22 protein-coding genes and 1 other RNA gene are annotated in these 26,340 nt (G+C 62.7%); 14 read left to right on the top strand and 9 right to left on the bottom strand.

Translation table 11 applies throughout. From position 1 onward, the window contains the following. The first annotated feature begins 185 nt into the window (after positions 1–185). The 4 genes from OU993_RS27645 to OU993_RS27630 all read left to right on the top strand — a co-directional run bounded on the left by OU993_RS27645 (position 186) and on the right by OU993_RS27630 (position 9,828). Positions 186–1,391 carry an efflux RND transporter periplasmic adaptor subunit gene (locus OU993_RS27645; protein ID WP_268162330.1) on the top strand — a complete coding sequence of 402 codons (1,206 nt, stop codon included), beginning with the start codon at positions 186–188 and terminating at the stop codon, positions 1,389–1,391. Then, a complete protein-coding gene (locus OU993_RS27640) occupies positions 1,388–4,543 on the top strand; it encodes an efflux RND transporter permease subunit (protein ID WP_268162329.1) in 3,156 nt (1,051 codons plus the stop codon). Before OU993_RS27645 ends, OU993_RS27640 begins: the two co-directional genes overlap by 4 nt. A 130-nt stretch (positions 4,544–4,673) precedes the next feature. Then, positions 4,674–6,101 (top strand): FAD-binding oxidoreductase, encoded by a 1,428-nt coding sequence (locus tag OU993_RS27635; RefSeq protein WP_268162328.1) that lies wholly within the window; start codon positions 4,674–4,676, stop codon positions 6,099–6,101. Between the two features lie 61 nt (positions 6,102–6,162). Then, entirely contained in the window at positions 6,163–9,828 is a 3,666-nt protein-coding gene (locus OU993_RS27630) for an AsmA family protein (RefSeq protein ID WP_268162327.1), read from the top strand. A 60-nt stretch (positions 9,829–9,888) separates the two neighbouring features. Here OU993_RS27630 and OU993_RS27625 read toward each other — a convergent pair whose 3' ends face one another. The 5 genes from OU993_RS27625 to OU993_RS27605 all read right to left on the bottom strand — a co-directional run bounded on the left by OU993_RS27625 (position 9,889) and on the right by OU993_RS27605 (position 12,321). Further along, positions 9,889–10,110 (bottom strand): ribbon-helix-helix domain-containing protein, encoded by a 222-nt coding sequence (locus OU993_RS27625; protein ID WP_268162326.1) that lies wholly within the window; start codon positions 10,108–10,110, stop codon positions 9,889–9,891. A 29-nt stretch (positions 10,111–10,139) separates the two neighbouring features. Beyond that, positions 10,140–10,370 carry a DUF4169 family protein gene (locus tag OU993_RS27620; protein ID WP_268162325.1) on the bottom strand — a complete coding sequence of 77 codons (231 nt, stop codon included), beginning with the start codon at positions 10,368–10,370 and terminating at the stop codon, positions 10,140–10,142. A gap of 16 nt (positions 10,371–10,386) precedes the next feature. After that, positions 10,387–10,896, bottom strand: a complete 510-nt coding sequence (locus OU993_RS27615; RefSeq protein ID WP_268162323.1) for an SspB family protein — start codon at positions 10,894–10,896, stop codon at positions 10,387–10,389. 131 nt (positions 10,897–11,027) lie between these two features. Continuing rightward, positions 11,028–11,406, bottom strand: a transfer-messenger RNA (tmRNA) gene (gene ssrA, locus OU993_RS27610). 63 nt (positions 11,407–11,469) lie between these two features. After that, entirely contained in the window at positions 11,470–12,321 is an 852-nt protein-coding gene (locus OU993_RS27605; protein ID WP_268162321.1) for a PhzF family phenazine biosynthesis protein, read from the bottom strand. A gap of 138 nt (positions 12,322–12,459) precedes the next feature. Between OU993_RS27605 and OU993_RS27600 the strand changes: the two genes are divergently transcribed. The 5 genes from OU993_RS27600 (at position 12,460) to OU993_RS27580 (ending at position 17,710) form a co-directional block, all read left to right on the top strand. Continuing rightward, a complete protein-coding gene (locus OU993_RS27600) occupies positions 12,460–13,254 on the top strand; it encodes a thymidylate synthase (RefSeq protein ID WP_268162318.1) in 795 nt (264 codons plus the stop codon). Next, the gene (locus OU993_RS27595; protein ID WP_268162316.1) at positions 13,251–13,787 is read left to right on the top strand and encodes a dihydrofolate reductase; all 537 of its coding nucleotides are present in this window, start codon (positions 13,251–13,253) and stop codon (positions 13,785–13,787) included. The genes OU993_RS27600 and OU993_RS27595 overlap by 4 nt, the downstream gene beginning before the upstream one ends. Before the next feature lie 145 nt (positions 13,788–13,932). Beyond that, entirely contained in the window at positions 13,933–15,060 is a 1,128-nt protein-coding gene (gene hflK, locus OU993_RS27590) for an FtsH protease activity modulator HflK (protein ID WP_268162315.1), read from the top strand. Next, positions 15,057–16,010 (top strand): SPFH domain-containing protein, encoded by a 954-nt coding sequence (locus OU993_RS27585; RefSeq protein ID WP_268162314.1) that lies wholly within the window; start codon positions 15,057–15,059, stop codon positions 16,008–16,010. Before hflK ends, OU993_RS27585 begins: the two co-directional genes overlap by 4 nt. 167 nt (positions 16,011–16,177) lie before the next feature. Next, positions 16,178–17,710: a DegQ family serine endoprotease gene (locus OU993_RS27580; protein WP_268162313.1), complete on the top strand. Its 1,533-nt coding sequence runs from the start codon at positions 16,178–16,180 to the stop codon at positions 17,708–17,710. A gap of 30 nt (positions 17,711–17,740) precedes the next feature. On the opposite strand, the gene OU993_RS27575 is transcribed toward OU993_RS27580, so the two are convergent. Then, entirely contained in the window at positions 17,741–18,325 is a 585-nt protein-coding gene (locus OU993_RS27575; protein ID WP_268162312.1) for a GNAT family N-acetyltransferase, read from the bottom strand. Further along, a complete protein-coding gene (gene serB, locus OU993_RS27570) occupies positions 18,322–19,212 on the bottom strand; it encodes a phosphoserine phosphatase SerB (RefSeq protein ID WP_268162311.1) in 891 nt (296 codons plus the stop codon). The genes OU993_RS27575 and serB overlap by 4 nt, the downstream gene beginning before the upstream one ends. Here serB and miaA point away from each other — a divergent pair. Next, positions 19,211–20,137 (top strand): tRNA (adenosine(37)-N6)-dimethylallyltransferase MiaA, encoded by a 927-nt coding sequence (miaA, locus tag OU993_RS27565; RefSeq protein WP_268162310.1) that lies wholly within the window; start codon positions 19,211–19,213, stop codon positions 20,135–20,137. The genes serB and miaA overlap by 2 nt on opposite strands. Positions 20,138–20,201: 64 nt before the next feature. Here miaA and OU993_RS27560 read toward each other — a convergent pair whose 3' ends face one another. After that, positions 20,202–22,181, bottom strand: a complete 1,980-nt coding sequence (locus OU993_RS27560) for an ATP-binding protein (RefSeq protein ID WP_442793050.1) — start codon at positions 22,179–22,181, stop codon at positions 20,202–20,204. Between the two features lie 462 nt (positions 22,182–22,643). Here OU993_RS27560 and OU993_RS27555 point away from each other — a divergent pair, with 462 nt between their 5' ends. The 4 genes from OU993_RS27555 to ilvN are packed head-to-tail and all read left to right on the top strand — an operon-like array spanning position 22,644 to position 25,786. Continuing rightward, positions 22,644–24,422 carry an acetolactate synthase 3 large subunit gene (locus OU993_RS27555; RefSeq protein ID WP_268162308.1) on the top strand — a complete coding sequence of 593 codons (1,779 nt, stop codon included), beginning with the start codon at positions 22,644–22,646 and terminating at the stop codon, positions 24,420–24,422. A 58-nt stretch (positions 24,423–24,480) separates the two neighbouring features. Further along, positions 24,481–24,801, top strand: a complete 321-nt coding sequence (locus tag OU993_RS27550; RefSeq protein WP_268162307.1) for an AbrB/MazE/SpoVT family DNA-binding domain-containing protein — start codon at positions 24,481–24,483, stop codon at positions 24,799–24,801. Continuing rightward, positions 24,782–25,183: a type II toxin-antitoxin system VapC family toxin gene (locus tag OU993_RS27545; RefSeq protein WP_268162306.1), complete on the top strand. Its 402-nt coding sequence runs from the start codon at positions 24,782–24,784 to the stop codon at positions 25,181–25,183. Before OU993_RS27550 ends, OU993_RS27545 begins: the two co-directional genes overlap by 20 nt. A gap of 30 nt (positions 25,184–25,213) precedes the next feature. Then, a complete protein-coding gene (ilvN, locus tag OU993_RS27540; RefSeq protein ID WP_268162305.1) occupies positions 25,214–25,786 on the top strand; it encodes an acetolactate synthase small subunit in 573 nt (190 codons plus the stop codon). 91 nt (positions 25,787–25,877) lie between these two features. Here the strand turns inward: ilvN and OU993_RS27535 are convergent, their stop codons facing one another. Next, positions 25,878–26,285, bottom strand: coding sequence for a hypothetical protein (locus tag OU993_RS27535; RefSeq protein WP_268162304.1), 408 nt, complete (start codon positions 26,283–26,285; stop codon positions 25,878–25,880). Positions 26,286–26,340: the final 55 nt, after the last annotated feature.

The following is a 26,340-nucleotide window of genomic DNA, read 5'->3' as shown; positions in this document are numbered from 1 at the left end:
CAACTGCGGTAAAATGCGACAGAACCCGCCCGTCGAACGGCGAGATTAAGGCCGCTCTCATCGTTTTCACGCCAGCGTGATGGTTTTCAGATTACAATTCAGCAAGGTTGCGCATCCGACCATTGCCGAACAACCGTAGAGACATGATACTTCGCCCGAAAATTGTTCTCCCCTCGGAGTTGTGAATGCGAATCTGGAAGCAAGTGCTCCTCAGTCTTGCCGTGCTGTTTGCCGGCCTCTGTCTCTGGCTGTTCGTTCGCCCGGATGCAGCATCCACTCTTGTTGGTTTCGGCGTGCCGCAGTCTCTCGTTTCGATGATCCAGCCGGCACCCGCCGCACCTCCGTCCGGCAATCGGCCGGCACAAAGCGGTGCAGGCCAGGGGGCAGGCCAAGGGGCTGGCCAGGGGCCAGGGCAGAGCGGTGCGCCGCGCGGCGCACTCGTGGTGGTCGAAGCGGCAGACATCGGAACGGTGAATGACCGGCTGGCGGCCATCGGCGACGGCCGGGCAATCCAGACGGTCGTGGTGATGCCGCAAGTGAGCGGCACCATCACCGAGATCCATGTCGCCTCCGGCCAGGCCATCAAGAAGGGCGACCTGCTTGCCAGGCTCGACAATGAGGAACAGTTGATCGAACGCGACAAGGCGCAGGTGGCGCTGCGCAGCGCCCAGGAGAAGTCGCAGTCCTACAAGAACCTCCAGTCGGTGCCGCGCCTTGACGTGCTGGATGCGCAGATTGCCGAGGAATCGGCGAAGCTGGCGCTCAGCACCGCGGAGCTCGACCTGCGCCGGCGCGATATCGTGGCGCCCATTGATGGCGTGGCCGGCATCGTTGCCGTCAATGTCGGCGACAACGTCACCACGCAGACGAGCGTTGTGACCCTCGACGACCGTTCGAAGATCCTGGTGGATTTCTGGGCGCCGGAGCGCTTTGTCGCCCAGCTGAAGCCCGGCCAGCCTGTCGAGGCCAATCCCGTCAGCCGTCCCGGCGAGACCTTTACCGGCGAAATCGAATCGATCGACAACCGGGTCGATTCGGCAAGCCGCACCATCCGCGTGCGCGCCAAGATCGACAATGCCAGGGACCAGTTGCGTGCCGGCATGTCCTTTAATGTCACCATGCGGTTTGCCGGCGAACCTTATCCGGCTGTCGATCCGCTCTCCGTCCAGTGGGACGCTGAAGGCGCGTATGTCTGGAAGGTGGCGAATGACAAGGCACAAAAGGTGCGTGTGCGCATCATCCAGCGCAATTCGGACCGGGTTCTGGTCGATGCCGACCTGAAGGCCGAGGACATGATCGTGATCGAGGGCCTGCAGCGGGTGCGGCAGGGCCAGCCGGTGCGGATCCAGGGTGCGCCGGCGCCGAAGGTGGCGGAGGCTGCGCGCACATGAGCGAGACCAACGAGATTTCGACGGAAGACGCCAAGGCGACCTTTACCGCGCTCTTCGTGCGCCGCCCGATCCTGGCCGCCGTCATCAATACGCTGCTCGTCGTGGCCGGCCTTGCCGCCTTTGTCGGCGTCGAGGTGCGTGAGTTACCGGACGTGGACCAGCCGGTCATCACGGTGCGCACCACTTATGACGGTGCATCGCCGCAGACGATCGACCAGGAACTGACCCAGGTCATCGAAGGGGCAGTTGCGCGTGTCAGCGGCCTCAAGGCGCTGTCGTCGGAATCGCAGTTTGGTTCCAGCCGCGTGACGATGGAATTCTCCGACAATGTCGATCTGGCTGAGGCGGCAAACGACGTGCGCGATGCGATCGGCCGCGTGGCCGGCCAGCTGCCCGACGATGCCGACGACCCTCGGATCGTCAAGGCGGATTCCGATTCGCAACCGATCATGCGCGTTGCGGTGACTTCGCAGACCATGTCCATGGAGAACCTGACGCAGCTCGTCGACAACGAAATTGTCGACCGGCTCGCTGCCGTCGAAGGTGTCGCCGATGTCGAGCTTTACGGCGACCAGGAAAAAATCTTCCGTGTCGACATCAACCAGGCGGCGCTCGCCAGCCGCGGGTTGACGATTGCCGACGTGTCGAACGCGCTCGCGACGGCGGCGCTCGATGTTCCGGCCGGCTCTCTGACCAGCCGCACCCAGGACATCGTGGTCAGGGCAACCGCCAACCTGTCCACGCCGGAGGACTTCGGCAATGTGCTGGTGAAGGACAATATTCGCCTGCGCGATGTGGCCAACGTGCTGCTCGGTGCCGATGACGGCACGACGACGCTGCGTTCCAACGGCGTGCAGGGCATCGGGCTTGGCATCATCCGCCAGGCGCAGTCGAACACGCTCAACATCTCGACGGGCGTGAAGGCCGTTGTGGACGAGTTGCAGAAGGCGATGCCGGAGGGCACGCGCATTTTCGTCACCAGCGATGACGCCGTCTTCATCCGCGGCGCCCTGCACGAAGTCGAGCTGGCGCTTGGCCTATCGGCGCTCATCGTCGTCGTGGTGCTCTATCTCTTCCTGCGCGACTGGCGGGCGACGCTCATTCCGGCGCTGACCATGCCGGTGGCGCTGATCGGCACGCTGACCGCCATCTATCTCGTCGGATTTTCGATCAACATTCTCACTCTTCTCGCAATCGTGCTGGCGACGGGCCTTGTCGTCGACGATGCGATCGTGGTGCTGGAAAACATCGTGCGGCGGCGCACGGAAGGCATGGGGCCGCGCGCGGCGGCGGTGCTTGGCACGCAGGAGGTGTTCTTCGCGGTTCTGGCGACCACGGCAACGCTGGCCGCGGTTTTCATTCCGCTCTCCTTCCTGCCCGGCCAGCTGGGCGGCCTGTTCCGCGAATTCGGCTTCGTGCTCGCCTTTGCGGTCGCGCTCTCCTCGATCACCGCGCTGACGCTTTGCCCGATGCTTGCCTCGCGGATGCTGACGCGGCCGATGAGCGAGCCGAAGGGGCTCTTGCCTTCCTTCGGCACCCTGTTTGCCCGCGTTTATGCCTCAAGCCTGCGTTTTTGCCTCAACGCGCCGCTGGTGGTGATTGCCGGCTCGCTGCTGTTTGCCTTTGCCGCCTTCGTCACTTTCGGCACCATCAAGAGCGAGTTGACGCCGCAGGAAGACCGTTCGGCGGTGCTACTGCGGCTCACCGCGCCGGAAGGCGTGAGCCTTGCCTATACGCAGGACCAGTTGAAGCGCATCGAGGAAAACCTGCAGCCGCTGTTGCAGTCGGGCGAGATCCAGAACGTGTTTTCCATCTCCGGCATGGGAGGCTCCACCAATAGCGGCTTCATGGTCCTGACCCTGGCACCCTGGGAAGAGCGCAGCCGCAGTCAGAATGCCATTGCGAGCGACGTGAATGCCGCCGCAGCACGGGTGCCGGCGCTGCGCGGTTTTGCCATCCAGACCAACAGCCTGCGCATCCGTGGGGCCGGCAGCGGCATCCAGGTGGCACTTGTCGGTTCCGATCATGCCCGCCTGACGGAGGCTGCCGTCAACCTCGTCCAGGCCATGGAGCAGAGCCCGTCCTTCGAGACGCCGCGCCTCGACAACGAGCCGACCCAGGTGCAGCTCTCCGTGTCGATCGATCGCGAACGCGCCTCTGATCTCGGCATCGACATCACGGGTTTGTCGACCGCCATGCAGGCGCTCCTGGAAGGCCGCTCCATCGTCGATGTCTTCGTTGAAGGCGAGGCGATCCCGGTCAAGCTCACCTCCAGCATGCAGCCGGTGGATGACCCGACGGATCTCGAAAACATCTTCCTGCGCACCGGCGACGGGCGCGTGGTGCCGATGTCGACGATCGCCACGCTGAAGGAAGGTGCAGTCGCACCGGAGCTCAACCGCGAACAACAGCTCGCCGCGGTTTCGCTTTCGTCCGGGCTCAAGAACAATGTTCCGCTTGGCCAGGCGCTCGACGAGGTGATCCAGCTCGCACAACCGCTTCTGCCTGAGGGGGCGCGGGTGATGCCTCTCGCCGAAGCCAAGACGCTCGGCGAAAACTCCAATGCCATGGCGATCACCTTCGGCTTTGCGATCGCCATCATCTTCCTCGTGCTGGCCGCCCAGTTCGAAAGCGTGCTGTCCTCGATCATCATCATGACAACGGTGCCGCTCGGTCTTGCCTGCGCCGTCTTCGCGCTGGTGCTGACCGGCTCGACGCTGAATGTCTATAGCCAGATCGGCCTTGTGCTGCTTGTCGGCGTCATGGCGAAAAACGGCATCCTGATCGTCGAATTCGCCAATCAGCTGCGTGACCAGGGGGCAGGGGTGCGCGATGCCATCGAGCGCGCCTGCAGCATGCGCTTGCGTCCGGTGATGATGACGATGATCGCCACCATCCTCGGCGGCGTGCCGCTGGTCCTGGCTGCGGGCGCCGGTGCGGAAGCCCGCATCGCGCTCGGCTGGGTCATTGTCGGCGGCCTGGGGCTTGCCACGCTGGTGACGCTGTTCATCACGCCGGTCGCCTATCTGCTGCTTGCCCGCTTCGCCAAGCCGCATGCCCATGAGGAACAACGGCTGCATGACGAGCTGGAACTGGCACAGAACCGCGCCGCCAACGAAGAGAAGAAGCCCCCTCTGCTGGCCGCAGAGTGAGCGGATTTGCCAACAGTGAAGAGAAGGGCGCGGGAGCGTCCTTCTTTCGCATATGGACAACCCCGGATGTCTCGCTTACCAAACGTTGCAGAGACTGTCGGCCGTCATGGCCGGATCTGGAGACATCGCAATGGTAATGAGAGACGTGCAACCCGGTCCGCGCAACGAGGAGGGGATTGCCACCGTCCTCTCGATCCTGAAGCAGCAGCTGGGTGAACGGTTGCAGACCGGCCAGGCCTTTCGCGAACAGCATGCCCACACCACCACCTATCTGCCGCGGCAGATCCCGGACGGGGTCGTCTTTGCCGAAAGCGTCGAGGATGTGAAGGCGGTGGTGAAGGTTTGCGCCACGCATCGTGTCCCCGTCATTCCCTTCGGCACCGGCTCGTCGCTCGAAGGTCAGGTGAATGCGCCGTCCGGCGGTATCTCCATCGATTTTTCCCGCATGGACAAGGTTTTGCGGGTGTCCCCGGAGGATCTCGACGTGACCGTCCAGCCGGGGGTGACGCGCGAGGCGCTGAACACCTATCTGCGCGACACCGGTCTGTTTTTCCCGATCGATCCCGGCGCCAACGCTTCGATCGGCGGCATGACGGCAACCCGCGCCTCGGGCACCAATGCCGTGCGCTACGGCACGATGAAGGACAACGTCCTGTCGCTGACGGTGGTGACGGCGGATGGCGAGGAAATCTCCACCGGCACGCGGGCGAAAAAATCCTCTGCCGGTTACGATCTGACGCGGCTCTTCGTCGGCTCGGAAGGCACGCTGGGCGTCATCACCTCGATCACGCTGAAGTTGCAGGGCATTCCGGAAAAGATCGGCGGCGGGGTCTGCGCCTTTCCGAGTGTCAAGGCCGCCTGCGATGCGGTGATCATGACCATCCAGATGGGCATTCCGATCGCCCGTATCGAGCTGCTCGATTCCATGCAGATGAAGGCCTGCAACGCCTATTCGGGCCTTGCCTACGCGGAAAAACCGACGCTGTTCCTGGAGTTCCACGGCACAGAGGATACGGTGCGCATGCAGTCGGAACAGTTTGCGATGATTGCCGCCGAATGTGGCGGCGACGAATTCCAGTGGACGGGTGACGCGGCCTCGCGCGCCAAATTGTGGAAGGCACGCCACGACGCCTATTGGGCGGCCCGCGCGCTTGCCCCGCATCTTGGCGCCTTGTCGACCGATGTCTGCGTGCCGATCTCCAGGCTCGCCGAATGCGTGGCCGAAACCCATGCGGATATCGTCGAGAACAATTTCCTCGCCCCGATCGTCGGGCATGCAGGGGATGGAAACTTCCACCTTCTTTTGTTGTTCGATGAAAAGGATCCGGCCGACATTGCCCGCACGGAAGCCTTTGTCGAACGCCTCAACCGGCGCGCGCTGGCCATGGACGGCACCTGCACCGGTGAACATGGCATCGGGCAGGGGAAAATGAGCTTCCTGGAACAGGAAGCGGGCGCGGCTCTCGCGCTGATGGGCACCATCAAACAGGCGCTCGATCCGCACAATATCTTCAATCCGGGCAAGATCTTGCGCCCGAAGCGTGATGGTATGTGCTAAGATCTTGCCGCAGGGAGAGGTCGGATTAAACTCTTCGCCCTGACCCAAGGAGAATGGTGCGGTGCTCGGACGGATATTGCTGGTGATCAGCGGCCTGGTGGTCGTCGCCTTGTTCACGGCCCTGTTGGCGCCCTTCTTCGTCGATTGGTCAAGCTTCCGGCGCGACTTCGAACAACAGGCAAGCCGCATTCTCGGCAAGAAGGTCACCGTCAACGGCACGGTGGATGCGAGGCTCTTGCCCTTCCCCTCGGTGACCATGACCGATGTGCGGGTGGGGCAGGATACCGATGGCACGCCGATCGTTCAGGTGGCGGCGTTTTCGATGGATATGGAGCTGGCGCCCTTCCTCTCCGGTGAGGCGCGCATCTTCGACATGCGTCTCGACCGGCCGAAGGCCCGCATTCGTGTGCTGAAGGATGGCAGGCTCGACTGGATGCGCGGTAGCCGCCCTGAGCTTCCGGCGCGCAATGTCGTGCTCGAGGATGTGCACGTCACCGGTGCGGAGATCGAATTCGTCGACGAGGCGACGGGCCGCACGCGCCTGCTGACGGGGCTCACGGCGGAAATGTCGGCCAGTTCGCTTGCCGGCCCCTGGCGCGCCGACGGCAATGCGACGCTCGACGGTTATGAGGCGAAGTTCACGCTGTCCAGCGGTGAACCCGATCCTGCCTCCGCCAGCGTTCCGCTTCGGATGCGGATCTGGCCGGATGTGCAGCCGGTCGAAGTGCAGCTCGATGGCGCGCTTGCCGTCAACGAGGCCAAGCCCGAATACAAAGGCGAGTTCAGCCTGAGTTTCCTTGACCAGCCGATCAATCCGGTGCTGCCGCGCACCGCCGAAAAGCCGGTGCCGCCGCCGCGCACCAAGGGCAAGTTTGAACTCACCAATGACCGCATCCGGATTGCCGAATACAGAACGGAGATCGGCGGGCTCGACAATCCTTACGTGGTCACCGGTGAGGCGACGCTCGATACCGGCGACAAGCCGGAATTCCTGCTGACGGCCGAGGGCCAGCAGGTGGATGTGAACCGCCTGACGGCCGATCTCGTGAAGGGCAAGACGGCCCGCAACCCACATGTCTCCGGTCAGCAGCGGCTGAATGCTTTGATCGCGATGGCGGCACGCGTGCCCATCCCGCAGGTGCCGGGCAAGGCGACCATCCGCCTGCCGGCGATCGTCGCGGATGGAACGACGATCCGCGACGTGCGGCTGGACCTGCGCCCGGCCGGCAAGGGTTGGAGGGTCGAAAATGCCGTTGCAACTTTGCCCGGCCGCACCCAGGTTGAGGCGCAAGGCGCGCTGCGGCTCGACGGCGCTGCCTCGTTTGCCGGGCGTATGCTGCTTGCCTCCAACCAGCCATCCGGTCTGTCTGACTGGCTAACCGGCAAGGTCGATCCGGCGATCCGCCAGCTGAAGGCGGCCGGTTTCTCTGCCTCCGTCAACCTGACGCCGACGCTGCAGCGGTTCGACAATCTGGAACTGGCGGTGGGCGCCGCGACGCTGAAGGGCAGGGTGGAGCGCGAATCGCCTGCGGACGCGACGCCGACACTCTCCATCAATCTCGCCGGCGACGAGGTCGATCTCGACGCGCTGCGGGCGCTTGCCTCGCTGATGACCGGCGACGATGCGGGCGAGGACGTGCTCGACCATCGCCTGGCGGCGCAGATCAAGGCGGGCCGTCTGACGGCCTTCGGCATCGCCGCCGAAAAGGTCGAGACGGTGCTGGAACTCGGGGCCGGCAAGCTCTCGCTGCAGAAGCTCACGATCGGAAACGTCTCCGGCGCCAGCATCACGGCAAAGGGCACGGCGGAAGGTTCCTTCCTCTCCTATTCGGGGACGGGTTCGGTGACCTTTAGCGCCTTCGACCCGACGCCGTTCATCACCATGCTGCACCAGAAGCTGCCGCGCCATCCGCTGCTGGACAGGCTGCTGCGCAATGCCGCCTGGTATGCCGATACCAATCTGTCCGCCAATGTCGCGCTGCAGGACGGCGCATTGGCAGCCAATATCAGCGGCCGCAGCAATGGCAGCGAGGTCAGTGCCAATCTCGACCTGCCGAACCTCTTCGACATCACCGCCGAGACCAGGCTGGACCTGACGGCCAAGCTCGCCAATCCCCAGGCGGGCACGCTGCTTGGCCAGATGGGGCTCGATTCATTGCCCTTCGACGGTGACAGCAACGCCACGTTGTCCCTCGAACTGCATCAGGTTGGCAGCAAGCCGGCCCGAACGGTCCTGGCTTATGCGACGGATCGCACGCAACTCTCGGCGAACGGTACGGCGGCCCTGTCGGCCGAGGGTTTTGGGGTTGGCCAGTTCGAGGTGGCGCTGAAAAGCGAGGATCTGGAACCGACGCTTCTGACGGCGGGTATCGGCCTGCCGCAGTTCGGGCTCGGCCTTGCTGCGGATCTGTCCGCGACGCTTGCCATCGCACCACAGGCGGCCCGTTTCGACGGCATTCGCGGCGTGATCGGCGGCAATGGCGTCAATGGCACCGTCACGATCGACCGCACGGCGACGACGGCCAAGGCCAGCGGCGAGGTGACGCTCGATCTCGTCGATCTCGGCTGGCTGGGCGAGGCGGTCTATGGACCGCTGACGGACGGCGAGACGGGCGCGCTGTCACAGAAATCCTTTGCTCTGCCGATGTTTGCCGGCACCGATCTTGCCTTTACCCTGCATGCCCGCACGCTCAAGGGTTTTGGTCTGCCGCCTGCGCAGGATCTCACCGCGCGGCTGACCAGCCGCGCCGGCGGGGTGACGATCGAAGAAGCCAGGGGCCAGTGGCTCGGCGGGCAGGTTGCCGGGCGTGTCGCCATGTCGAACAGCGAAGGTGTCGGCCTGTTCCAGACACGGCTCAGCGTCGAGAATGCCGATCTTTCGCCGCTTGTCTGGCAGTCACAGGGGAAGCCGGTTGCGACCGGGCGGGCCTCCTTCGAACTTGCGGCGGAAGCGACCGCAAAGACGCCGGCTGGTTTGCTGTCCGCCGCCAGTGGTTCTGGCGCCCTGCACCTGACAGATCTTTCCCTGACGCGGCTTAATCCCGCGCTCCTGCCGTCGCTGCTGCCCCGCGCAGACGGTATCGACGGGGAGGTGACCGAAACGAAGGTCGAACCGCTGCTCGAAGACCTCATCCATCAGGGCACGGCGAGCCTCGGCCGGGTGGATATTCCCTTCACCATGACCGGTGGGCAGGTGCGTGCGCAAAACATTGCGGCCATGGCCGGAGATACCGGTCTGAGCGCCGATCTGCGCATCGATCTGGTCGAGGAGGCGCTGGAGGCGCAGTTACAGGTGAGCTATCAGCCCGGCGAGGACGCCATAGCCGGCGGCGATGCGTCCCTGAGGCTGCTTTATGCCGGCGCTCTCTCGGATCCCGCTGAGACGCTGGATGCCGGCGCGCTGACCAACTATCTTTCGCTGCGGGCCTTTGAACGGGAACGGCGGCGGGTCGAAACCTTGCAGGCGAGCGTGCTCGAAAAGCAGCGCCTGCGCCGCGAGGTGGCGCTTTACACCTTCGAGGACAATCGTCGGCGTATCCTGCGCGAAAAGGCCGAGGCCGAGGCTCGGGTGAGGGCAGCGGAAGAGGCGCGGCTTGCGGCGGAGGAACAGGCGCGTGCTGCCGAGGAGCAACGGCGCCGCGAGGAGGCCGTGCCGCAGCTGAGTGTTCCGCCGACAGGCGATGTCTTCCGCCAGAACGGGTTTGCACCCGGCGCTGCTGGAAACTGAGCCGATAAAGGGGGGTGACCGGCCGTGCCGCGGCGGGTCACTGCTGTCCGGTCTATCGTGTTAAGCCTTGGTGCCCTGCTGTTTCAGCCAGGACAAGACATACAGTCTCAACGCCGAAGAGAGATTGCTGTCGGCGGGACGGGCGTCATCGATTTCGGCAATCAGGGCCGCGATGCTGAGCTTGCGGGCGGCGGCGATCAGTTTCAGCTCGTCCCAGAAGGCGTCTTCCAGCGAGAAGCTCGTGCGGTGTCCGTGCAGTGTGGCGGAGTGTTTTCTGATCATCGACGCGCCCGCCACCTGAGCCTTTGCGGCTATTTCCGCTCGACGGGCGCGGTTTTTCCGTCCGTGCCGTCGGAGGGGCCGGTTCGTTCGATCCGGCCCTGATCCAGCCTTTTTTCAGCCTTCTCGTTCAGCGCCCTCGTCAGCGTCTTTTCCTGCTTCGTCCGACCGAAGCTGATGCGGTTCTGCTCGGCCTGGCGTTCTTTTTCGGAACGCGCCTTGGCCTTGCGGGCCAGACGAAGGTTGACGATCTCGGCGCTCATCGGAGCCTCGTTCGGTTCAGTGCTTTTTGCGGAAGGAATCGAGCGAGACGACCGAGCCCTGCTTCTTTTCCTCGTCGGACTTAGCCTCGTCCTCGGTTTCCGGTTTTGCGGCGACGGCTTCGACCGGATAGGCGGTGATTTCCGCCGACTGATCGTCTTCCTCGATCAGCGGAACTTCGAATTCGAGTTCGAAATTCACCGAAGGGTCATAAAAGCCGCGAATCGCGTTGAACGGGATGGAGAGGCGTTCGGGCGTGTCGGAGAAGGACAGACCCACTTCGAAATGGGTGTCATGCACCTTCAGGTCCCAGAACTGGTGCTGGATGACGATCGTCATCTGCTCGGCATATTTCGCCTTCAGATGCGGCGAAATGCGAACGCCCGGGGCGCCGGTCAAAAATGTGATGAAGAAATGATGATCACCCGGAAGACGGCCGGTTGCTGCCACTTCGGACAGAACCTTGCGGATAACGCCGCGCAGAGCATCCTGCGCCAAGATATCGTAACGGATGTGATCCTGCCCCATAGGTGCTTTCTTCCAATCAATTTGCGTGTGTCACAGGCGATTTGTCCGCCCGTTATACGGCAGGTCCCGTCCTCGCGGAAGACCTTGACAGCTTATCGGGCCATCATAACCAAAAACCGATGAAGGGAGAAGGTGAAGGCTTCTGTTGCCAGGTGCCTTCGGACCCCGCCTCAAGGGGCTAACCAAGAGGACTTAGAGCGGAATTCCCGCACCGCCATTAGGCAGCGAGAGCGTATTCCTTAGCGTTGTTGTCGTTTGCAACTACACTTGTGACCCGATAACGGCGGTATCATGCCGAGCAAAAGTTCGATCTTTACGCCCTTGTCGATCCTATTTCGCCCCCATCAAAAGCCGGTCTGACCCTGTGCAGGAAGACCGACCGGTTTTTGGTGGAGGCGCCGGGTACCGCCCCCGGGTCCAATAGGTTTATTACACCGACCGTTTATTGCCATAGCCGGAGCAAGCCCCGGCACGAGTGATATAAGTCTTTCGCAGGCCGATGAAAAGGGGCAAGCATCGAACTCGTTGTCATTGTTGGGCGGGACACTCCAGGCTGCGGTCTTGCGCAGTCATTCAAGGAGCGGTGGTGCCCGTTTCGAACTCTGCCTTGCCCGAAATCACGGTATGGCAGTGACCACCGAGCCAGATCTCGCCGCCGTCACGGGTGACATGCAGGCGGGCCTTGCGACCGATCATCGTTCCCTGCGCGGCCACATAGCGGTTCGGCGCGTGACCGTTCCCGGTCAGCCAGACGGCAAGGCCGGCATTCAGACTGCCGGTTGCGGCATCCTCGAAACCGGCGGCGGTGAAGGCACGCACTTCGAAGTCGCAGTCTGTCCCGTCACCCGTTTCGACCGGTCCGATGACGCCGACGCGCATCCCTTTCAGACGTGGGAAATCCGGCTTGATTGCGAGCACGTCGAGGCTCGATCGCAGCAGGAGCCCCATCCAGCCCGGACCATTGTCGACCCATGCTGCATCGACCACCGTTTCCGGCGTCAGTCCGGTTCCGTCCAGGGCTTTTGCAAAAATCTCCGGTTCGACCGCGCCGGATCGCACGAGCGGCGGCGCCTTGAAGGCCAGCCGGTCGTCCTCCCGACGTACCTCGATGAGGCCGGCGGCACATTGCTGCACCACGCGGTCGCCGGACGCCTTGCCGCCAGCGCGGAGCCAGGCATGGCAGGAGCCGAGCGTCGGATGGCCGGCAAAGGGCAGTTCCTGCAGCGGCGTGAAGATGCGCAGCCGGTAGTCCGCATCCGGCACCGTCGGTTTCAGCAGGAAGGTCGTTTCGCTGAGGTTGGTCCAGCGGGCAAAGGCGGCCATGTCGTCGTCCGTCAGGTCATCCGCATCATGCACAACGGCAAGCGCGTTGCCGCGCGTGGGGCTGGCCGAGAAGACATCGACCTGGGTGAAACGATGGGACATGGCATTACCTTATCTGTCGGGGATAGGCCCCGCCTCAACCGAGGGGCATTCATTGCATGGGGACGGGGGATGGGAAAGGCTGTCGTTTCGGGCCACACGCGCCTATAATTGCGCCGCGACAAGAATCGGCAGGACCCAATGAAACAATATCATGATCTTCTTCGCCACGTGATGGAGACCGGCTCGGACCGTGGTGACCGGACCGGCACCGGCACGCGCTCCGTCTTCGGTTATCAGATGCGTTTCGATCTTGCCGAGGGCTTTCCGGTTCTGACCACGAAGAAATTGCACCTGCGCTCGATCATCCATGAGCTTCTGTGGTTCCTGAAGGGTGAGACGAACATCGCTTACCTCAAGGAAAACGGCGTTTCCATCTGGGACGAATGGGCCGATGAAACGGGTGAACTCGGGCCCGTCTACGGGTACCAGTGGCGCTCGTGGCCGAAGCCCGATGGCGGCCATGTCGACCAGATCGCCAACCTGATCGAGGGCCTCAAGACCAATCCGAATTCCCGTCGCCACATCGTGTCGGCCTGGAACCCGGCGCAGGTGGACGACATGGCGCTGCCGCCCTGCCACTGCCTGTTCCAGTTCTACGTCTCGGACGGAAAACTCTCCTGCCAGCTCTACCAGCGCTCGGCCGACATCTTTCTTGGCGTGCCCTTCAACATCGCCTCCTACGCGCTCCTGACGATGATGGTGGCGCAGGTGACGGGCCTGAAGCCCGGCGACTTCGTCCACACACTCGGCGACGCGCATATCTATTCGAACCATTTCGAGCAGGCCGAACTGCTTCTCACGCGCACGCCGAAAACGCTGCCGGTGATGGAGATCAATCCGGCGGTCAAGGATATCTTTGGTTTTGCCTTCGAGGATTTCTCGCTCGTCGGTTACGAGGCGGACCCGCATATCAAGGCACCGGTGGCGGTATGAGTGCTGCGGCCGTTCCCGTCGTGCTGATTTCCGCGGTGTCGGAAAACAATGTCATCGGCCGCGAGGGCGACATGCCGTGGAAGCTGTCGACCGATCTCAAGCGCTTCAAGCAGATGACGCTCGGCAAGCCGGTCATCGTCGGGCGCAAGACGCTGCAAAGTTTTGGCGGAAAGCCGCTTCCCGGGCGTCCGCATGTGGTGGTGACAGGCGATCCCGCCCGCGTGGTTGAGGGGTGCCGCATGGCGGCGTCACTCGACGAGGCGCTGCTGATTGCGCGGCAGATCGCTTCCGACACGGGGGCGTCGGAAATCTGCGTGATCGGCGGCGGCGAAATCTATGCGCAGGCGATCGGCAGGGCGGACGCGCTCTACATCACCCATGTCGAGACGGTGATCGAGGATGGTGATACCCTGTTTCCTGCGATCGACCCCGCGATCTTCGAAAAGGTTGAGGAAGTCTCCGTACCGGCCGGGGAAAAGGACAGTTTTCCCACCCGTTTTGCCTGTTATCGGCGGCGGACTGCGGCAAACTGAAACATTTCGTTACCCAACACCGGGAAGTGACGCCATCGCGCGTTGAAAGGCGCACCTCTCATACCTATAACGGGGCATGACCCGATTGCCGCAATTGTGACGCGGCGCGTCGAGGGGTGGGAGTGACTCGAACAAAGAGGTTTTGATGCCCTGGAGCAATCAGAATGGCGGCGGCCCCTGGGGGGGCGGCGGCAATAATCAGGGGCCATGGGGCCAGGGGCCGAACCGCCCGCGCGGTGGCGGTGGCGGCAATGGCGGTGGTGGCAACGGAGGGCCGCCGGATCTCGAGGACATCATTCGCCGCAGCCAGGACCGGCTGCGCGGTGTGGTGCCCGGCGGCTTCAATGGTGGCATCTTTGCCATCATTCTGGTCGTGATCGCCGCGTTTTTCGTCTTTCAGTCGATCTATACGGTCCAGCCGGATGAACGTGGTGTCGAACTGCGCTTCGGCAAGCCGAAGGACGAGATTGCCGGCCCTGGCCTGCACTTCCATTTCTGGCCCTTCGAGACGGTCGAGATCGTCAAGGTCACCGAACAGCAGATCAATATCGGCGCGCGTGGCAATGCCAATTCCAGCGAAGGCCTGATGCTGTCGGGTGACCAGAACATCGTGAATGTGCAGTTCTCGCTGCTCTTCACCGTGACCGATCCGCGTGCCTATCTGTTCAACCTGGAAACGCCGAACGCCACGCTGCAGCAGGTCGCCGAAAGCGCGATGCGCGAAGTGGTCGGCCGGCGTCCGGCGCAGGATGTCTTCCGCGACAACCGTGAGGGGATTTCCACGCAGGTGCGCGACATCATCCAGGGCACCATGGACACCTATGGTGCGGGGGTAGCGATCAACGCCGTTCCGATCGAGGATGCGGCACCGCCGCGCGAAGTGGCCGATGCCTTCGAAGAAGTGCAGCGCGCCGAGCAGGACGAAGACCGTTTCGTCGAAGAAGCCAACCAGTATGCCAACCAGAAGCTTGGTCAGGCACGCGGTCAGGCGGCTCAGGTTCGCGAAGAGGCGTCCGCCTACAAGGATCGCGTCGTCAACGAGGCGACCGGTGAGGCGCAGCGCTTCATCTCGATCTACGATGCCTACAAGACGGCGCCGGATGTCACGCGTGAGCGTATCTTCCTGGAAACCATGGAGCAGGTCCTGAAGAACTCCAACAAGATCATCCTCGATGACAAGCAGGGGGTCGTGCCCTACCTGCCGCTCAACGAGATGCTGCGCCAAAACAATGCGCAGCCCGGCGCGGCAACGAACCGGGGAGGCAATCCATGAACTCGAACCGTCTCCCCGCTCTCCTGATCGGCCTCGGCATCGTCCTTTTTCTCGTTTATTCGTCGATCTTCGTGGTCAACGAAAAGCAGCAGGCGATCGTGCTCCGCTTCGGCCAGATCCAGGACGTCAAGACCGAACCGGGCCTCTACTTCAAGCTGCCCTTCGCCTTCATGGATGCCGACAGCGTCCAGTATGTCGAAGACCGGGCCCTGCGCCTCGACCTCGACAATATCCGCGTCCAGGTGCGTGGCGGTGCCTTCTATGAAGTCGATGCCTTCGTCGTCTATTCGATCACCGATGCCCGCCGGTTCCGGTCGACGGTATCGGGTGACCGTGATTCGGCAGAGGCACGTCTGCGTACCCGTCTCGATGCGGCGCTTCGCCGGGTCTACGGTCTGCGCGATTTCAGCGCGGCGCTCTCCGATGAGCGTTCCTCGATGATGCAGGAGGTCCGCAACGATCTGCAGGCCGCAGCCGAATCGCTTGGCCTGTCCGTGCGCGATGTGCGCATCCGCCGGACCGATCTCACGCGGGAGGTCTCGCAGCAGACCTACCAGCGCATGAAGGCGGAACGTCTGGCGGAAGCCGAACTGATCCGCGCCCGCGGTAACGAGCAGGGCCAGCGTCGCCGGGCGATCGCCGATCGTCAGGTGGTCGAGCGCGTCTCCGAAGCCCAGCGCGATTCGGAAATCCTGCGAGGCGAGGGCGATGCCGAGCGTAACCGCATCTTCGGCGAAGCCTTCTCGCGCGATCCGGGCTTCTTCGAGTTCTATCGCTCGATGCGGGCCTATGTCGGCGCGCTGTCGAACACGGGAACGACCATGGTCCTGAGCCCTGATTCGCAGTTCTTCCGGTATTTCAACGAAAGTGCGGGTTCGAATGCGCCGGCTGCCCAGCCGCCCGCGGCTCCGACCGCTCCGGGGACGGCGCCCCAGGCGACGCAGCCCTGATCAAGGCACAAACAGGACGAAGGGCGGCGAAAGCCGCCCTTCTGCATTGGGCCCGGATGGTCCCGCCATTGCGATCTTCTGGGGGTCTCACGAAAAGGTAATTTCCACCGTCTTCATTCCGCCTTATGCTTGTCCAAAGCTGCCGTCTTTTCAACCGAGGATGCCTGATGGTGAACTCCCTTCGATTGTCGTATCGACACTCCCTGGCAACCGTGATGGCGCTGACGCTGCTCGGAAGCACTGCCGCTCCCGCCTTCTCTCAGACCGCGCAACCGGCGCCGCCGGCCTCGATGTCGTCGGGGCCTGCCTCCGTCGCCGATCTGGCGGAAGGGCTGCTGGATGCGGTCGTCAACATTTCGACCTCGCAAAGTGTCAAGTCGAATGGCAGCGGGCCAAAGCCCGTCGTGCCGGAAGGTTCGCCCTTCCAGGAGTTCTTCGACGACTTCTTCGACGGCGACAACAACCAGCAGGGCAACCGCAAGGTCAACTCGCTGGGCTCTGGTTTCGTCATCGATCCCTCCGGTTATGTGGTGACCAACAACCACGTGATCGAAGGCGCCGATGACATCGAGGTCATCTTCCCGAACGGCAACAAGCTGAAGGCGAAGCTGGTCGGCACCGATACCAAGACCGACCTTTCGGTGTTGAAGGTCGAGCCGAAGGCGCCGCTGAAGGCGGTCCGCTTCGGTGATTCGAAGACCATGCGCATCGGCGACTGGGTCATGGCGATCGGCAATCCCTTCGGGCTTGGCGGTTCGGTGACGGTCGGGATCATCTCGGCCAGAGGCCGCAACATCAATGCCGGCCCCTACGACAACTTCATCCAGACCGATGCGGCGATCAACAAGGGCAATTCCGGCGGTCCTCTGTTCAACATGAAGGGCGAGGTCATCGGCATCAACACCGCGATCATCTCGCCGAGCGGCGGGTCGATCGGCATCGGTTTTGCGGTGCCGACTGAGCTTGCGCAGAACATCGTGCAGCAGCTGATCGAGTTCGGTGAAACCCGCCGCGGCTGGCTGGGCGTCCGGATCCAGCCGGTGACGGAGGATATTTCCGCCAGCCTCGGCATGACGACGGCGCGTGGCGCGCTCGTCTCGGGTGTCATCAAGGGCGGTCCGGTCGACAATGGCGTCATCAAGTCCGGCGACGTGATCCTGACGTTCGACGGCAAGCCGGTGAAGGAAATGCGCGATCTGCCGCTTGCGGTGGCCGAAAGCCCGGTCGGCAAGGAAGTCGATGTGGTGATCCTGCGTGACGGCAAGGAGCAGACGGTCAAGGTTACGCTCGGTCGCCTTGAAGACAGTGCTGATGCGGCAGCAGAAGGCGAGGATCCGGCGCTGGCCCAGGGCGACGAGCAGAAGGAGCCCACCGATCAGGATCAGGCCAGGGCCGAAGCGCCGGCGGAAGCCTTCGGCATGAAGGTCGAGATGCTGAGCGACGAAAAACACAAGAGCCTCGGCATTGCCGACAGCGTCGAGGGTGTGGTGATCACCTCGGTTGCTCCCGGCTCGCCGGCTGCGGAAAAGGGTCTGAAGGCTGGCGAGGTGATCGTCGAGATCGGCCAGGACTTCATGGAAACCCCCGGCGACGTGATTGCCCGTTTCGAGGAGCTGAAGGGCGAGGGGCGCCGCAACGCGCATATCATGGTGGCAAACCCGGCGGGCGAGCTGCGTTTCGTTGCGTTGCCGCTGGAATAACCGCCTGTCCTCATCCGGCGGCAGGTCCGTTCAGACTTGTTGTCCGGCAGCCTTCGGGTTGACCATGGCGTAGGTCACATGGCGTTTCAGGTGCGGGTGGGTTTCCGGCACCTTGGGGCTGTCGAAATCCATGTCCGGGCAGGCGAACATGCCGATCCGCTTCATCACCGCGATCGAGCGATGATTGGTCTCGACCGCGAAGGAGACGACGGCCTTCAGTTGCAGGTCCTCGAAGGCATAGGTGAGCAGCGCGCTTGCCGCTTCCGTGATATAACCATGGCCCCAGAACCGTGTAGCCAGCCGCCAGCCGATCTCGATCGTCTCGGCCGGAAAGATCGCCGGCATGTTGGCCGGCGCCAGGCCGCAGAAGCCGACTGCTTCGCCGAGTTCCTTCACCTCCACCGCATAAAAGCCAAGTCCGTCCTCGCGGATCATGGCGTTCACCCGGTCGAACAAAAGATCCGCCTCCGCATAGGTGCGCCGGAACGGAAAGAACTCCATCACCTTGGGATCGGCATTGATCTCGCGAAACAGGTTGCGGTCGGCTTCCGTCCAACTGCGCAACCGCAGCCGGTCCGTTTCCAGGATGATGCGCGGTTCCGGCTGTTCGGTCACGGTGTCACGAAGTCCGTCTTGCGATAACCCTGGATATAGAGAAGCGCGGTCAGGTCGCCATGGTCGATGCGCATCTTGGCCTGGGCTGCCACCGTCGGTTTGGCATGCAGGGCGACACCCGAACCGGCAAGTCCGATCATGCCGAGATCATTGGCGCCATCGCCGACCGCCATCGCCTCGTCCGGTGTGATGCCGAGGCTTGCGGAAATCTCCTCCAGCGCATCGACCTTGGCCTGTTTGCCAAGGATCGGTTCGGCCACCTCGCCGGTCAGGATGCCGTCCTTCTCGATCAGGATGTTGGCGCGGTTCTCGTGGAAGGCCAGCATCTCGGCGATGCGGCTGGTAAAGACCGTGAAGCCGCCGGAGACGAGGGCTGTATGGAACCCCTTGGCGCGCATCGTGGCGATCAGTGCCGGACCGCCGGAGGTCAGCGTGATGCGTTTTGCGATCACCTCGTCGACGACGGTGATCGGCAGACCCTTCAGCAGCGCCACGCGTTCGCGCAGCGCCGGTTCGAAGGCGATCTCGCCGTTCATGGCGCGTGCCGTGATGGCCGAGACCTTTTCCTTCAGGCCGACGACGTCGGCCAGTTCATCAATACATTCCTGGCCGATCATGGTGGAATCCATGTCGGCGATCAGAAGTTTCTTGCGCCGGGTTTCCGCATCCTGCACCACGAGATCGATCGGCAGGCTTGCGATCACCGCGCGCAGATTGTCCTCCGCAGCCTTCGCATCGGTACCGTCGGGAAGCGCGATATCGCAGGCAATGCCATCCGCCAGCCAATAGAGGCCGGCAGCCTTTGCGGCTTCGGCCGCCTGTTCTCCCAGCTTTCCATCGAGAACGGGATTTGACGGATGGGCGATGAGCGTGGCAACCAGAGCCATGATGAAAAACCTTCGGACACATTGCGAGGCCATCCTGATAACCGGGCCGACGGCGAGCGGCAAGTCGGCGCTTGCGCTGGAACTTGCCGATCGGCATGGCGGCGTGGTCGTGAACGCCGACAGCATGCAGGTCTACGATACGCTGAGGGTGCTGACGGCGCGTCCCTCGGAGACCGAGATGGCAGGCATCCCGCACCGGCTCTATGGCCATGTGCCGGCCACCACGGCCTATTCCACCGGCGACTGGCTGCGTGATGTGGAGACATTGCTCGCCACGCTGCGCGAGGAGGGCCGTCTGCCGGTCTTCGTTGGCGGCACGGGGCTTTATTTCAAGGCGCTCACCGGCGGCTTGTCCGACATGCCGACTATCCCGGACGAGCTCCGCGAGCGGCTGCGGCAACGGCTGATCGAGGAGGGGCCGGCTCCACTCCACCGGGAGCTGGCCGTCCGTGACCCGGTTTCCGCCGGTCGGCTGCAGCAGAGCGACGGGCAGCGGATCGTGCGTGCGCTGGAGGTCGTCGAGGCAACCGGCCAGTCGATCGTGACCTATCAGGAACGGCGGGGCCCGATACTGGTCGATCCGGATCGGGCTGAAAAGATCGTGGTGCTGCCGGATCGCGCGCTTCTCCACCGGCGGATCGATCGCCGTTTCGAGATCATGCTGGAAACGGGCGCGATCGACGAGGTGAGGGCGCTTCAGGCGCTGTCGCCCTCGCCGGACATGCCGGTGATGAAGGCGATCGGTGTTGCTGAAATTTCCGCGCTTCTGCGTGGCGAGATGACGCCTGCGGCCGTCATCGAGCGCGGATCAGCCCTGACCCGTCAATATGCCAAACGTCAGATGACCTGGTTCCGCAACCAGATGGACGAGAGCTGGCGGCGCCACGATCCGCTTGCTGCGGTCGGGACCGGGGAGCCGTCCTGATCTGCCGAACCGCGCCTGCGCATCGGCCGGCAGGATCAGCGGCAGCCTGGCTACGCGAAACGTCTCAGTCCTTGTCGTAGAGGCTGCTCAACGGCTTCTTGAAAAGACTGTCGCGCAAGGATCCCTCCCGCCGCAAGGAGAGCCCACGGGCGGCGCTGGCATCGTCATATGCGCTGCCTGCCGAAGGAAGCGGGTCGCGGCGGATGATGCGGCTGTTGTCCGGTGGCGCCTGGTACAGATCCGGGCGTGCGCCCGGCAGCATGTCGGGTCGGTAGGGCTCCAGCGGCGCTTCTGCTGCTGTTTCCACGGGGTGCCGTTCGGTCTCGCCGGTCAGTTCGCGCCGCCAGCGTTCGAATTCGGCGTTGCCCGCCGGTGCATCCGGCGCCAGGCGTGGACCTACGTCGCTGCCCGACACGCTTTTCTGGAAGGCCGTGATATCCGGTCCTGACACGGCCCGCATACGGGCAATTACGGTGCGCAGGTCGACATTGTCCGGTGTGATTTCGCTGCCCTTGTCCGATACCCCGTTCGCTTTCGGCAACATGTTCGCCTCGACACGCGAAAACTTCATGCGCATCGGCACGCTGATCGCTTCACCAAAGGCGATGGCCTCGCCATTGCCGATCGACGACAGGAAACTGATCGTCGACAGCGAAGAATTCGGAATGGCGGAGCGAATGATCTCCTGGTCGCTGTCATTGGCCAGACGCATGGCAAAGACGGTAGAGCACTGCGACAGGATGGTCTGATCGAGTTCGCCGGGGCGCTGCGTGATGACACCAAGCGAGACGCCGTATTTGCGGCCTTCCTTGGCGATACGGGCGATGGCCTGCCGGGTGGGGAAGAAACCCAGCTCGCGGTCTGCCGGCACATAACGGTGCGCTTCCTCACACACCACCAGCATGTGGATCGCGCCCTCGCTCCACAGCGCCAGCTCGAACGACATGCGGCAGAGGATGGAGGCGACCGAATTCACCACTTCGGACGGAATGCCGGCCAGCTGGAAGGTCGAGATCGGGCGATCTCCACCCGGAATGCGGAAGATGTGCGCGATCGTCTCCATGATCGTGTCATTGATCGTGTTGTTGGAGAACATGAAATGATAGCGCGGATCGTTGATCGCCGAGGTGATGCGCACTTTGAGCGAACGCAGCGCCGGTTTTTCGGAGCGACCTTCCAGGCGACCGATCCGTTCGTCGATCAGCGCCAGGAGGTCGGCGATACGATAGGGAACCGGCGTATCGGCGGTGACAGAACTCTTCTCGCTGGTGCGCCGCATCAGGGGGTTATCGTTGCCGCGAAAGGCGCGTTTGGCCTCCGGGATCACGTCACGCAGGATGTCGAGTTCTTCGGCCACCGGCGTGCGACCGCGAAACAGAACTTCGGCAAACTCTTCGAGCCGCATCAGCCAGAAGGGCAGGTCGAGCGTGTCGGTGTCGATCACGACGGCCTTGTCCGGGAAGGCGGCGGCAAATTCGTTGTGCGGGTCGAGGATCAGGACACGCAGCTTCGGATCGGACTCGATCGCCTTGTGCAGCAGAAGCGAGACGGCGGTGGATTTGCCGACGCCGGTGGAGCCGACAATGGCAAAGTGTTTCGACAGCATGGACGGGATGTGGATCGTTGCGTCGATCGAATCATCCTGGGTCAGCTTGCCGATGACACAGGTATCGGCCTTGCCCGTATCGTAGATGCGCATGAGGTCGGCCGAGCGGATCCGGTGGGCGATGGCGCCGAGATAGGGATAACTCGAAATGCCCCGTGAAAATTCCTCGCGCCCATCCGGGCCGACATGCACCTCGCCGAGCAGTTCCACCTCGATACGGAATTCGTTGTCGCGGCCTTCCGACCATTCCTGCGAGCCGGTCGACATCGAGCAGGTGAGGGCGACCACGCGGTTGTGACCGACGCTGATCGAAATCAGCCGCCCGACGGACCAGAGTTCGGTGAGATCGGTGGTGCCGCTTTCGGCAACGGCGGCTATGGTTGCCCTTGCGCCGCCGCAAGCGACCACGCGGCCCAGCAGCCGGTTTCGCGGGTGCATGCTATCACGCCGATCCTGCTCGCCGGCAGATATGGAGTGGTGCAACTCGTGATTACGCAAACGTCGCCCCTGTCATCGGGCTGGAACTAAGGCACTCTGGCGAAACCGATTTTTGTCGATAACAGCGGGACCATAGAGGCTGCGACTTAACAACTTCTTTCCGAGCCCCGCTCATGAAGTTCGGTTTTGCGACAGCGGTTACCCGTATGCATGCCGAAAGTTACAGCAGCGGCTGACGTTTTGTTGCGCAGTTGCATTGACGTTTCGTAATTTTATGGCTAACAGTTCCCGCCATGATCGTATCGAACGCACTTATCGTGGTGGGAAGGCGCATGGGCAGGACGGTGTAACCGTCCGGCGATAGCCACCCATGCGCAAACCGAAGGCTCCTCAAGGGGCCTTTTTTTATGCCTTCAATCTGGCTACGGCCTCGTGACAATCAGAGCAGACGGACTTTTTGACATGACGGGTACAGACAATCGGATGACTGGGGCGGAGATCGTCCTGAAAGCCCTGAAGGATAACGGGGTCGAGCATATCTTCGGTTATCCGGGCGGCGCCGTGCTGCCGATCTATGACGAGATCTTCCAGCAGGATGACATCCAGCACATTCTCGTCCGTCACGAGCAGGGCGCCGGCCATGCGGCCGAAGGTTATGCCCGCTCCACCGGCAAGGTCGGCGTCATGCTGGTGACCTCGGGCCCAGGGGCGACGAATGCGGTCACCCCGCTGCAGGATGCGCTGATGGATTCGATCCCGCTCGTCTGCCTGACCGGCCAGGTGCCGACCTCGCTGATCGGTTCGGATGCCTTCCAGGAATGCGATACCGTCGGCATTACCCGCCCCTGCACCAAGCACAACTGGCTGGTCAAGGACGTCAACGAGCTGGCTGCCACCATCCACGAAGCCTTCCGCATCGCCCAGTCTGGCCGTCCGGGTCCAGTCGTCGTTGATATCCCGAAGGACATCCAGTTCGCTACCGGCACCTATACGCCGAAGGCGGATCACGTTGCGCAGAAGAGCTACAAGCCGAAGGTCGAGGGCGATCTCAACGCGGTTCGTGCCGCGATCGAACTGATGGCCTCGGCGCGTCGCCCGATCCTCTATACCGGCGGCGGCGTCATCAATTCCGGGCCGGAAGCCACGAAGCTGCTGCGGGAACTGGTGGAACTCACCGATTTCCCGATCACCTCGACGCTGATGGGGCTCGGCGCCTATCCGGCCTCGGGCAAGAACTGGCTCGGCATGCTCGGAATGCACGGCTCCTACGAGGCGAACATGGCGATGCATGATTGCGACGTCATGGTCTGCATCGGCGCGCGTTTCGATGACCGCATCACCGGCCGCCTCAACGCATTCTCGCCGAATTCGCGCAAGATCCATATCGATATCGATCCCTCCTCGATCAACAAGAATGTCCGCGTCGATATCCCGATCGTCGGTGATGTCGGCCGGGTGCTCGAAGATATGGTTCGCCTGTGGCGGGCGCTGCCGAAGAAGCCGGAGGCGGCGCAGACCGCCGAATGGCACCAGCAGGTCGATCGCTGGCGGGCACGCAAGTCGTTCGCCTACAAGAACTCCAACGATGTCATCATGCCGCAATATGCGATCCAGCGGCTCTACGAGGCCTCCAAGGGGCGCGAGACCTATGTGACGACGGAAGTCGGCCAACACCAGATGTGGGCAGCACAGTTCTTCGGCTTCGAGGCGCCGAACCGCTGGCTGACCTCCGGCGGCCTCGGCACCATGGGCTATGGCTTGCCGGCGGCGATCGGCGTACAGGTCGCGCATCCCGAAGCGCTTGTCATCGACATTGCCGGCGACGCCTCGATCCAGATGTGCATCCAGGAAATGTCCTGCGCCATCCAGTACGGTCTGCCGGTCAAAATCTTCATCCTCAACAACCAGTACATGGGGATGGTGCGCCAGTGGCAGCAGCTGCTGCACGGCAACCGCCTGTCGAATTCCTATACGGAGGCCATGCCGGATTTCGTCAAGCTGGCGGAGGCCTATGGTGCGGTCGGCATGTATTGCGACGATCCGAAGGAACTGGACGACAAGATTGCCGAGATGATCGCGGTCAAGCGCCCGGTGATCTTCGATTGCCGGGTTGCCAACCTCGCCAACTGCTTCCCAATGATCCCGTCGGGCAAGGCTCACAACGAGATGCTGCTGCCCGACGAGGCGACCGACGAGGTTGTCGCGTCGGCGATCGACGCCAAGGGGCGGCAGCTCGTTTGATCGACGGTGGGGGACAGGCTAGACTGATCCTGTCCCTTTTCCGATGGAGGTCGGTGCCATGGCCAGAGCAAGAATGAGCGAGGACGGCGCGGTGGTGATCCCGAAATCGATGCGCGATGCGCACGGCTTGAGACCGGGCAGCGAGTTCGAAGTGATCGACGGTGGCGAGACGATCACCTTGCGTCCGCTCGAGACAGACTTGCCGGCCCCTTTTGGTGGGCAGACGCTGACGATGGCGGAATTTCTGGCGTCCATCCCCAAATATGATGGGCCGCCGCTCGATCTGTCGCCTGAGGCATTTCGTCATGCCATCGATCAGGTCGTTATTGAGGATTGGCAGAGGCTGGAGCGCCAGTGGGATGACGACAAGAACGGTTGATACGAACATTCTTGTGCGCCTGCTGGTGCGGGACGACAGCGAGCAGTGGGCGACCGCCGCAAGGCTTGCTGCGGACTACCGTATCGTGGTCGTGCCGACTGTCCTTCTCGAAACGGCATGGGTGCTTCGAAGCCGTTTTCAGTTTGCGCGTGAGCAGATGGTTGTGCTGTTTCGTCACTTGGCGAGCACGCAGGACGTCGTTCTCGTCGAGAGGGAAAACGTGCTGAAGGCCATTGACGCATTTTCGAAAGGCATGGATTTCGCCGACGCCATGCATCTCTACCTCATGAACACGGGTGACACCTTCATCACGTTTGACCGTGATCTGGTGCGGTTCGCCAACACACATCTCAATTCCGTCAGCGTCGAGCTGGCTCGCTGAACAAGAACGTTAGAGGAAATGGACAGACCCATGAATGCACAGCTTCAACCCACCGGCTCGGCCTATTTCATCTCGCCGGAAACCGCGCGCCAGGAACGGCACACGCTCTCGGTTCTGGTGACCAACGAGCCGGGCGTGCTGGCCCGCGTCATCGGCCTGTTTTCCGGCCGTGGTTATAATATCGAGAGCCTGACCGTGTCGGAAACCGAGCATGAGGCCCATCTGTCGCGCATCACCATCGTGACGACCGGAACCCCGACCGTTCTCGAACAGATCAAAGCGCAGCTCGACCGCATCGTCCCTGTTCACCGGGTTGTGGATCTGACGGTGCGCGCCAGCCAGCTCGGCCAGGAACGGCCGATCGAGCGTGAAGTGGCATTGGTGAAGGTTGCCGGTTCCGGCGAAGGCCGCGCCGAGACGCTGCGTCTGGCCGATGCCTTCCATGCCAAGGTGGTGGATGCGACGGTGTCGCATTTCATCTTCGAGATCACCGGCAAGTCGTCGAAGATCGACCAGTTCGTCGCCGTCATGCAGCCGCTCGGGCTGATCGAGGTCTGCCGCACCGGCATTGCCGCGATGAACCGCGGCCCGCAGGGCATGTGATTGTTTGGGAGGGCGGATGGTCGATTGATCGTTCGCCCTTGCCAACCTTATCTGTCCGGAACGGGTCTATTGCGCGATCCTGCCAACGATCTCAGGGCGTCTTGTCGTCGACGACCTGGACGTCCATCACCTCACCGGTCTCAAAGTTGCCAAAGATCATCCAGTAGGTGGGATACGGGATGAAGGGGGCAGTCATGTTTGGCTGCGCCTCCGTGACGAAGGTGCCGGAGCCGGCCATTCCGATGCCGACAGCCGTGTTGTTCGGCGCCACGCTGGAAAACGGTTGGGTTGCCGGTTTCAGCACCGTCGTTTCCGTTGGATTGAAACGATAGTCCGCGTTCCAGGCTGAACTGCTGCCTGCACCGGTTTGCCCGGGGCCTACGACCCAAGCCAGAGAGAAGGGATGGTTTGGTGGGTAGAGTGCCGGATTTTTCTGGAATATCGCCCAGCTGTGACTCAGTTTGTCATCATTTTGGAACGTTAGGGAATAGGTCGGCATCAACTTGCTCCCGCCCACGAGCCGCTCCGTTGGTAGCGTCTGCGGCTTTATTGCG

This window comes from Rhizobium sp. SL86 (genome assembly GCF_026672545.1).
Lineage (GTDB): Bacteria > Pseudomonadota > Alphaproteobacteria > Rhizobiales > Rhizobiaceae > Neorhizobium.
Note: the sequence above shows the minus strand (reverse complement) of the source record. Positions and strands in the feature narration are given on the sequence as shown.

What these genes read in the sequence shown, in the direction of transcription:
- OU993_RS27585 (WP_268162314.1), top strand. Translation starts at nt 15,057, where the DNA reads ATGAACTCGAACCGTCTCCCCGCTCTCCTGATCGGCCTCGGCATCGTC.
- OU993_RS27535 (WP_268162304.1), bottom strand. Translation starts at nt 26,285, where the DNA reads ATGCCGACCTATTCCCTAACGTTCCAAAATGATGACAAACTGAGTCAC.
- OU993_RS27560 (WP_442793050.1), bottom strand. Translation starts at nt 22,181, where the DNA reads ATGCACCCGCGAAACCGGCTGCTGGGCCGCGTGGTCGCTTGCGGCGGC.
- miaA (WP_268162310.1), top strand. Translation starts at nt 19,211, where the DNA reads ATGATGAAAAACCTTCGGACACATTGCGAGGCCATCCTGATAACCGGG.
- OU993_RS27605 (WP_268162321.1), bottom strand. Translation starts at nt 12,321, where the DNA reads ATGTCCCATCGTTTCACCCAGGTCGATGTCTTCTCGGCCAGCCCCACG.
- OU993_RS27640 (WP_268162329.1), top strand. Translation starts at nt 1,388, where the DNA reads ATGAGCGAGACCAACGAGATTTCGACGGAAGACGCCAAGGCGACCTTT.
- OU993_RS27620 (WP_268162325.1), bottom strand. Translation starts at nt 10,370, where the DNA reads ATGAGCGCCGAGATCGTCAACCTTCGTCTGGCCCGCAAGGCCAAGGCG.
- OU993_RS27600 (WP_268162318.1), top strand. Translation starts at nt 12,460, where the DNA reads ATGAAACAATATCATGATCTTCTTCGCCACGTGATGGAGACCGGCTCG.
- OU993_RS27615 (WP_268162323.1), bottom strand. Translation starts at nt 10,896, where the DNA reads ATGGGGCAGGATCACATCCGTTACGATATCTTGGCGCAGGATGCTCTG.
- serB (WP_268162311.1), bottom strand. Translation starts at nt 19,212, where the DNA reads ATGGCTCTGGTTGCCACGCTCATCGCCCATCCGTCAAATCCCGTTCTC.
- OU993_RS27625 (WP_268162326.1), bottom strand. Translation starts at nt 10,110, where the DNA reads ATGATCAGAAAACACTCCGCCACACTGCACGGACACCGCACGAGCTTC.
- OU993_RS27550 (WP_268162307.1), top strand. Translation starts at nt 24,481, where the DNA reads ATGGCCAGAGCAAGAATGAGCGAGGACGGCGCGGTGGTGATCCCGAAA.
- OU993_RS27595 (WP_268162316.1), top strand. Translation starts at nt 13,251, where the DNA reads ATGAGTGCTGCGGCCGTTCCCGTCGTGCTGATTTCCGCGGTGTCGGAA.
- OU993_RS27635 (WP_268162328.1), top strand. Translation starts at nt 4,674, where the DNA reads ATGGTAATGAGAGACGTGCAACCCGGTCCGCGCAACGAGGAGGGGATT.
- OU993_RS27580 (WP_268162313.1), top strand. Translation starts at nt 16,178, where the DNA reads ATGGTGAACTCCCTTCGATTGTCGTATCGACACTCCCTGGCAACCGTG.
- ilvN (WP_268162305.1), top strand. Translation starts at nt 25,214, where the DNA reads ATGAATGCACAGCTTCAACCCACCGGCTCGGCCTATTTCATCTCGCCG.
- hflK (WP_268162315.1), top strand. Translation starts at nt 13,933, where the DNA reads ATGCCCTGGAGCAATCAGAATGGCGGCGGCCCCTGGGGGGGCGGCGGC.
- OU993_RS27545 (WP_268162306.1), top strand. Translation starts at nt 24,782, where the DNA reads ATGACGACAAGAACGGTTGATACGAACATTCTTGTGCGCCTGCTGGTG.
- OU993_RS27555 (WP_268162308.1), top strand. Translation starts at nt 22,644, where the DNA reads ATGACGGGTACAGACAATCGGATGACTGGGGCGGAGATCGTCCTGAAA.
- OU993_RS27645 (WP_268162330.1), top strand. Translation starts at nt 186, where the DNA reads ATGCGAATCTGGAAGCAAGTGCTCCTCAGTCTTGCCGTGCTGTTTGCC.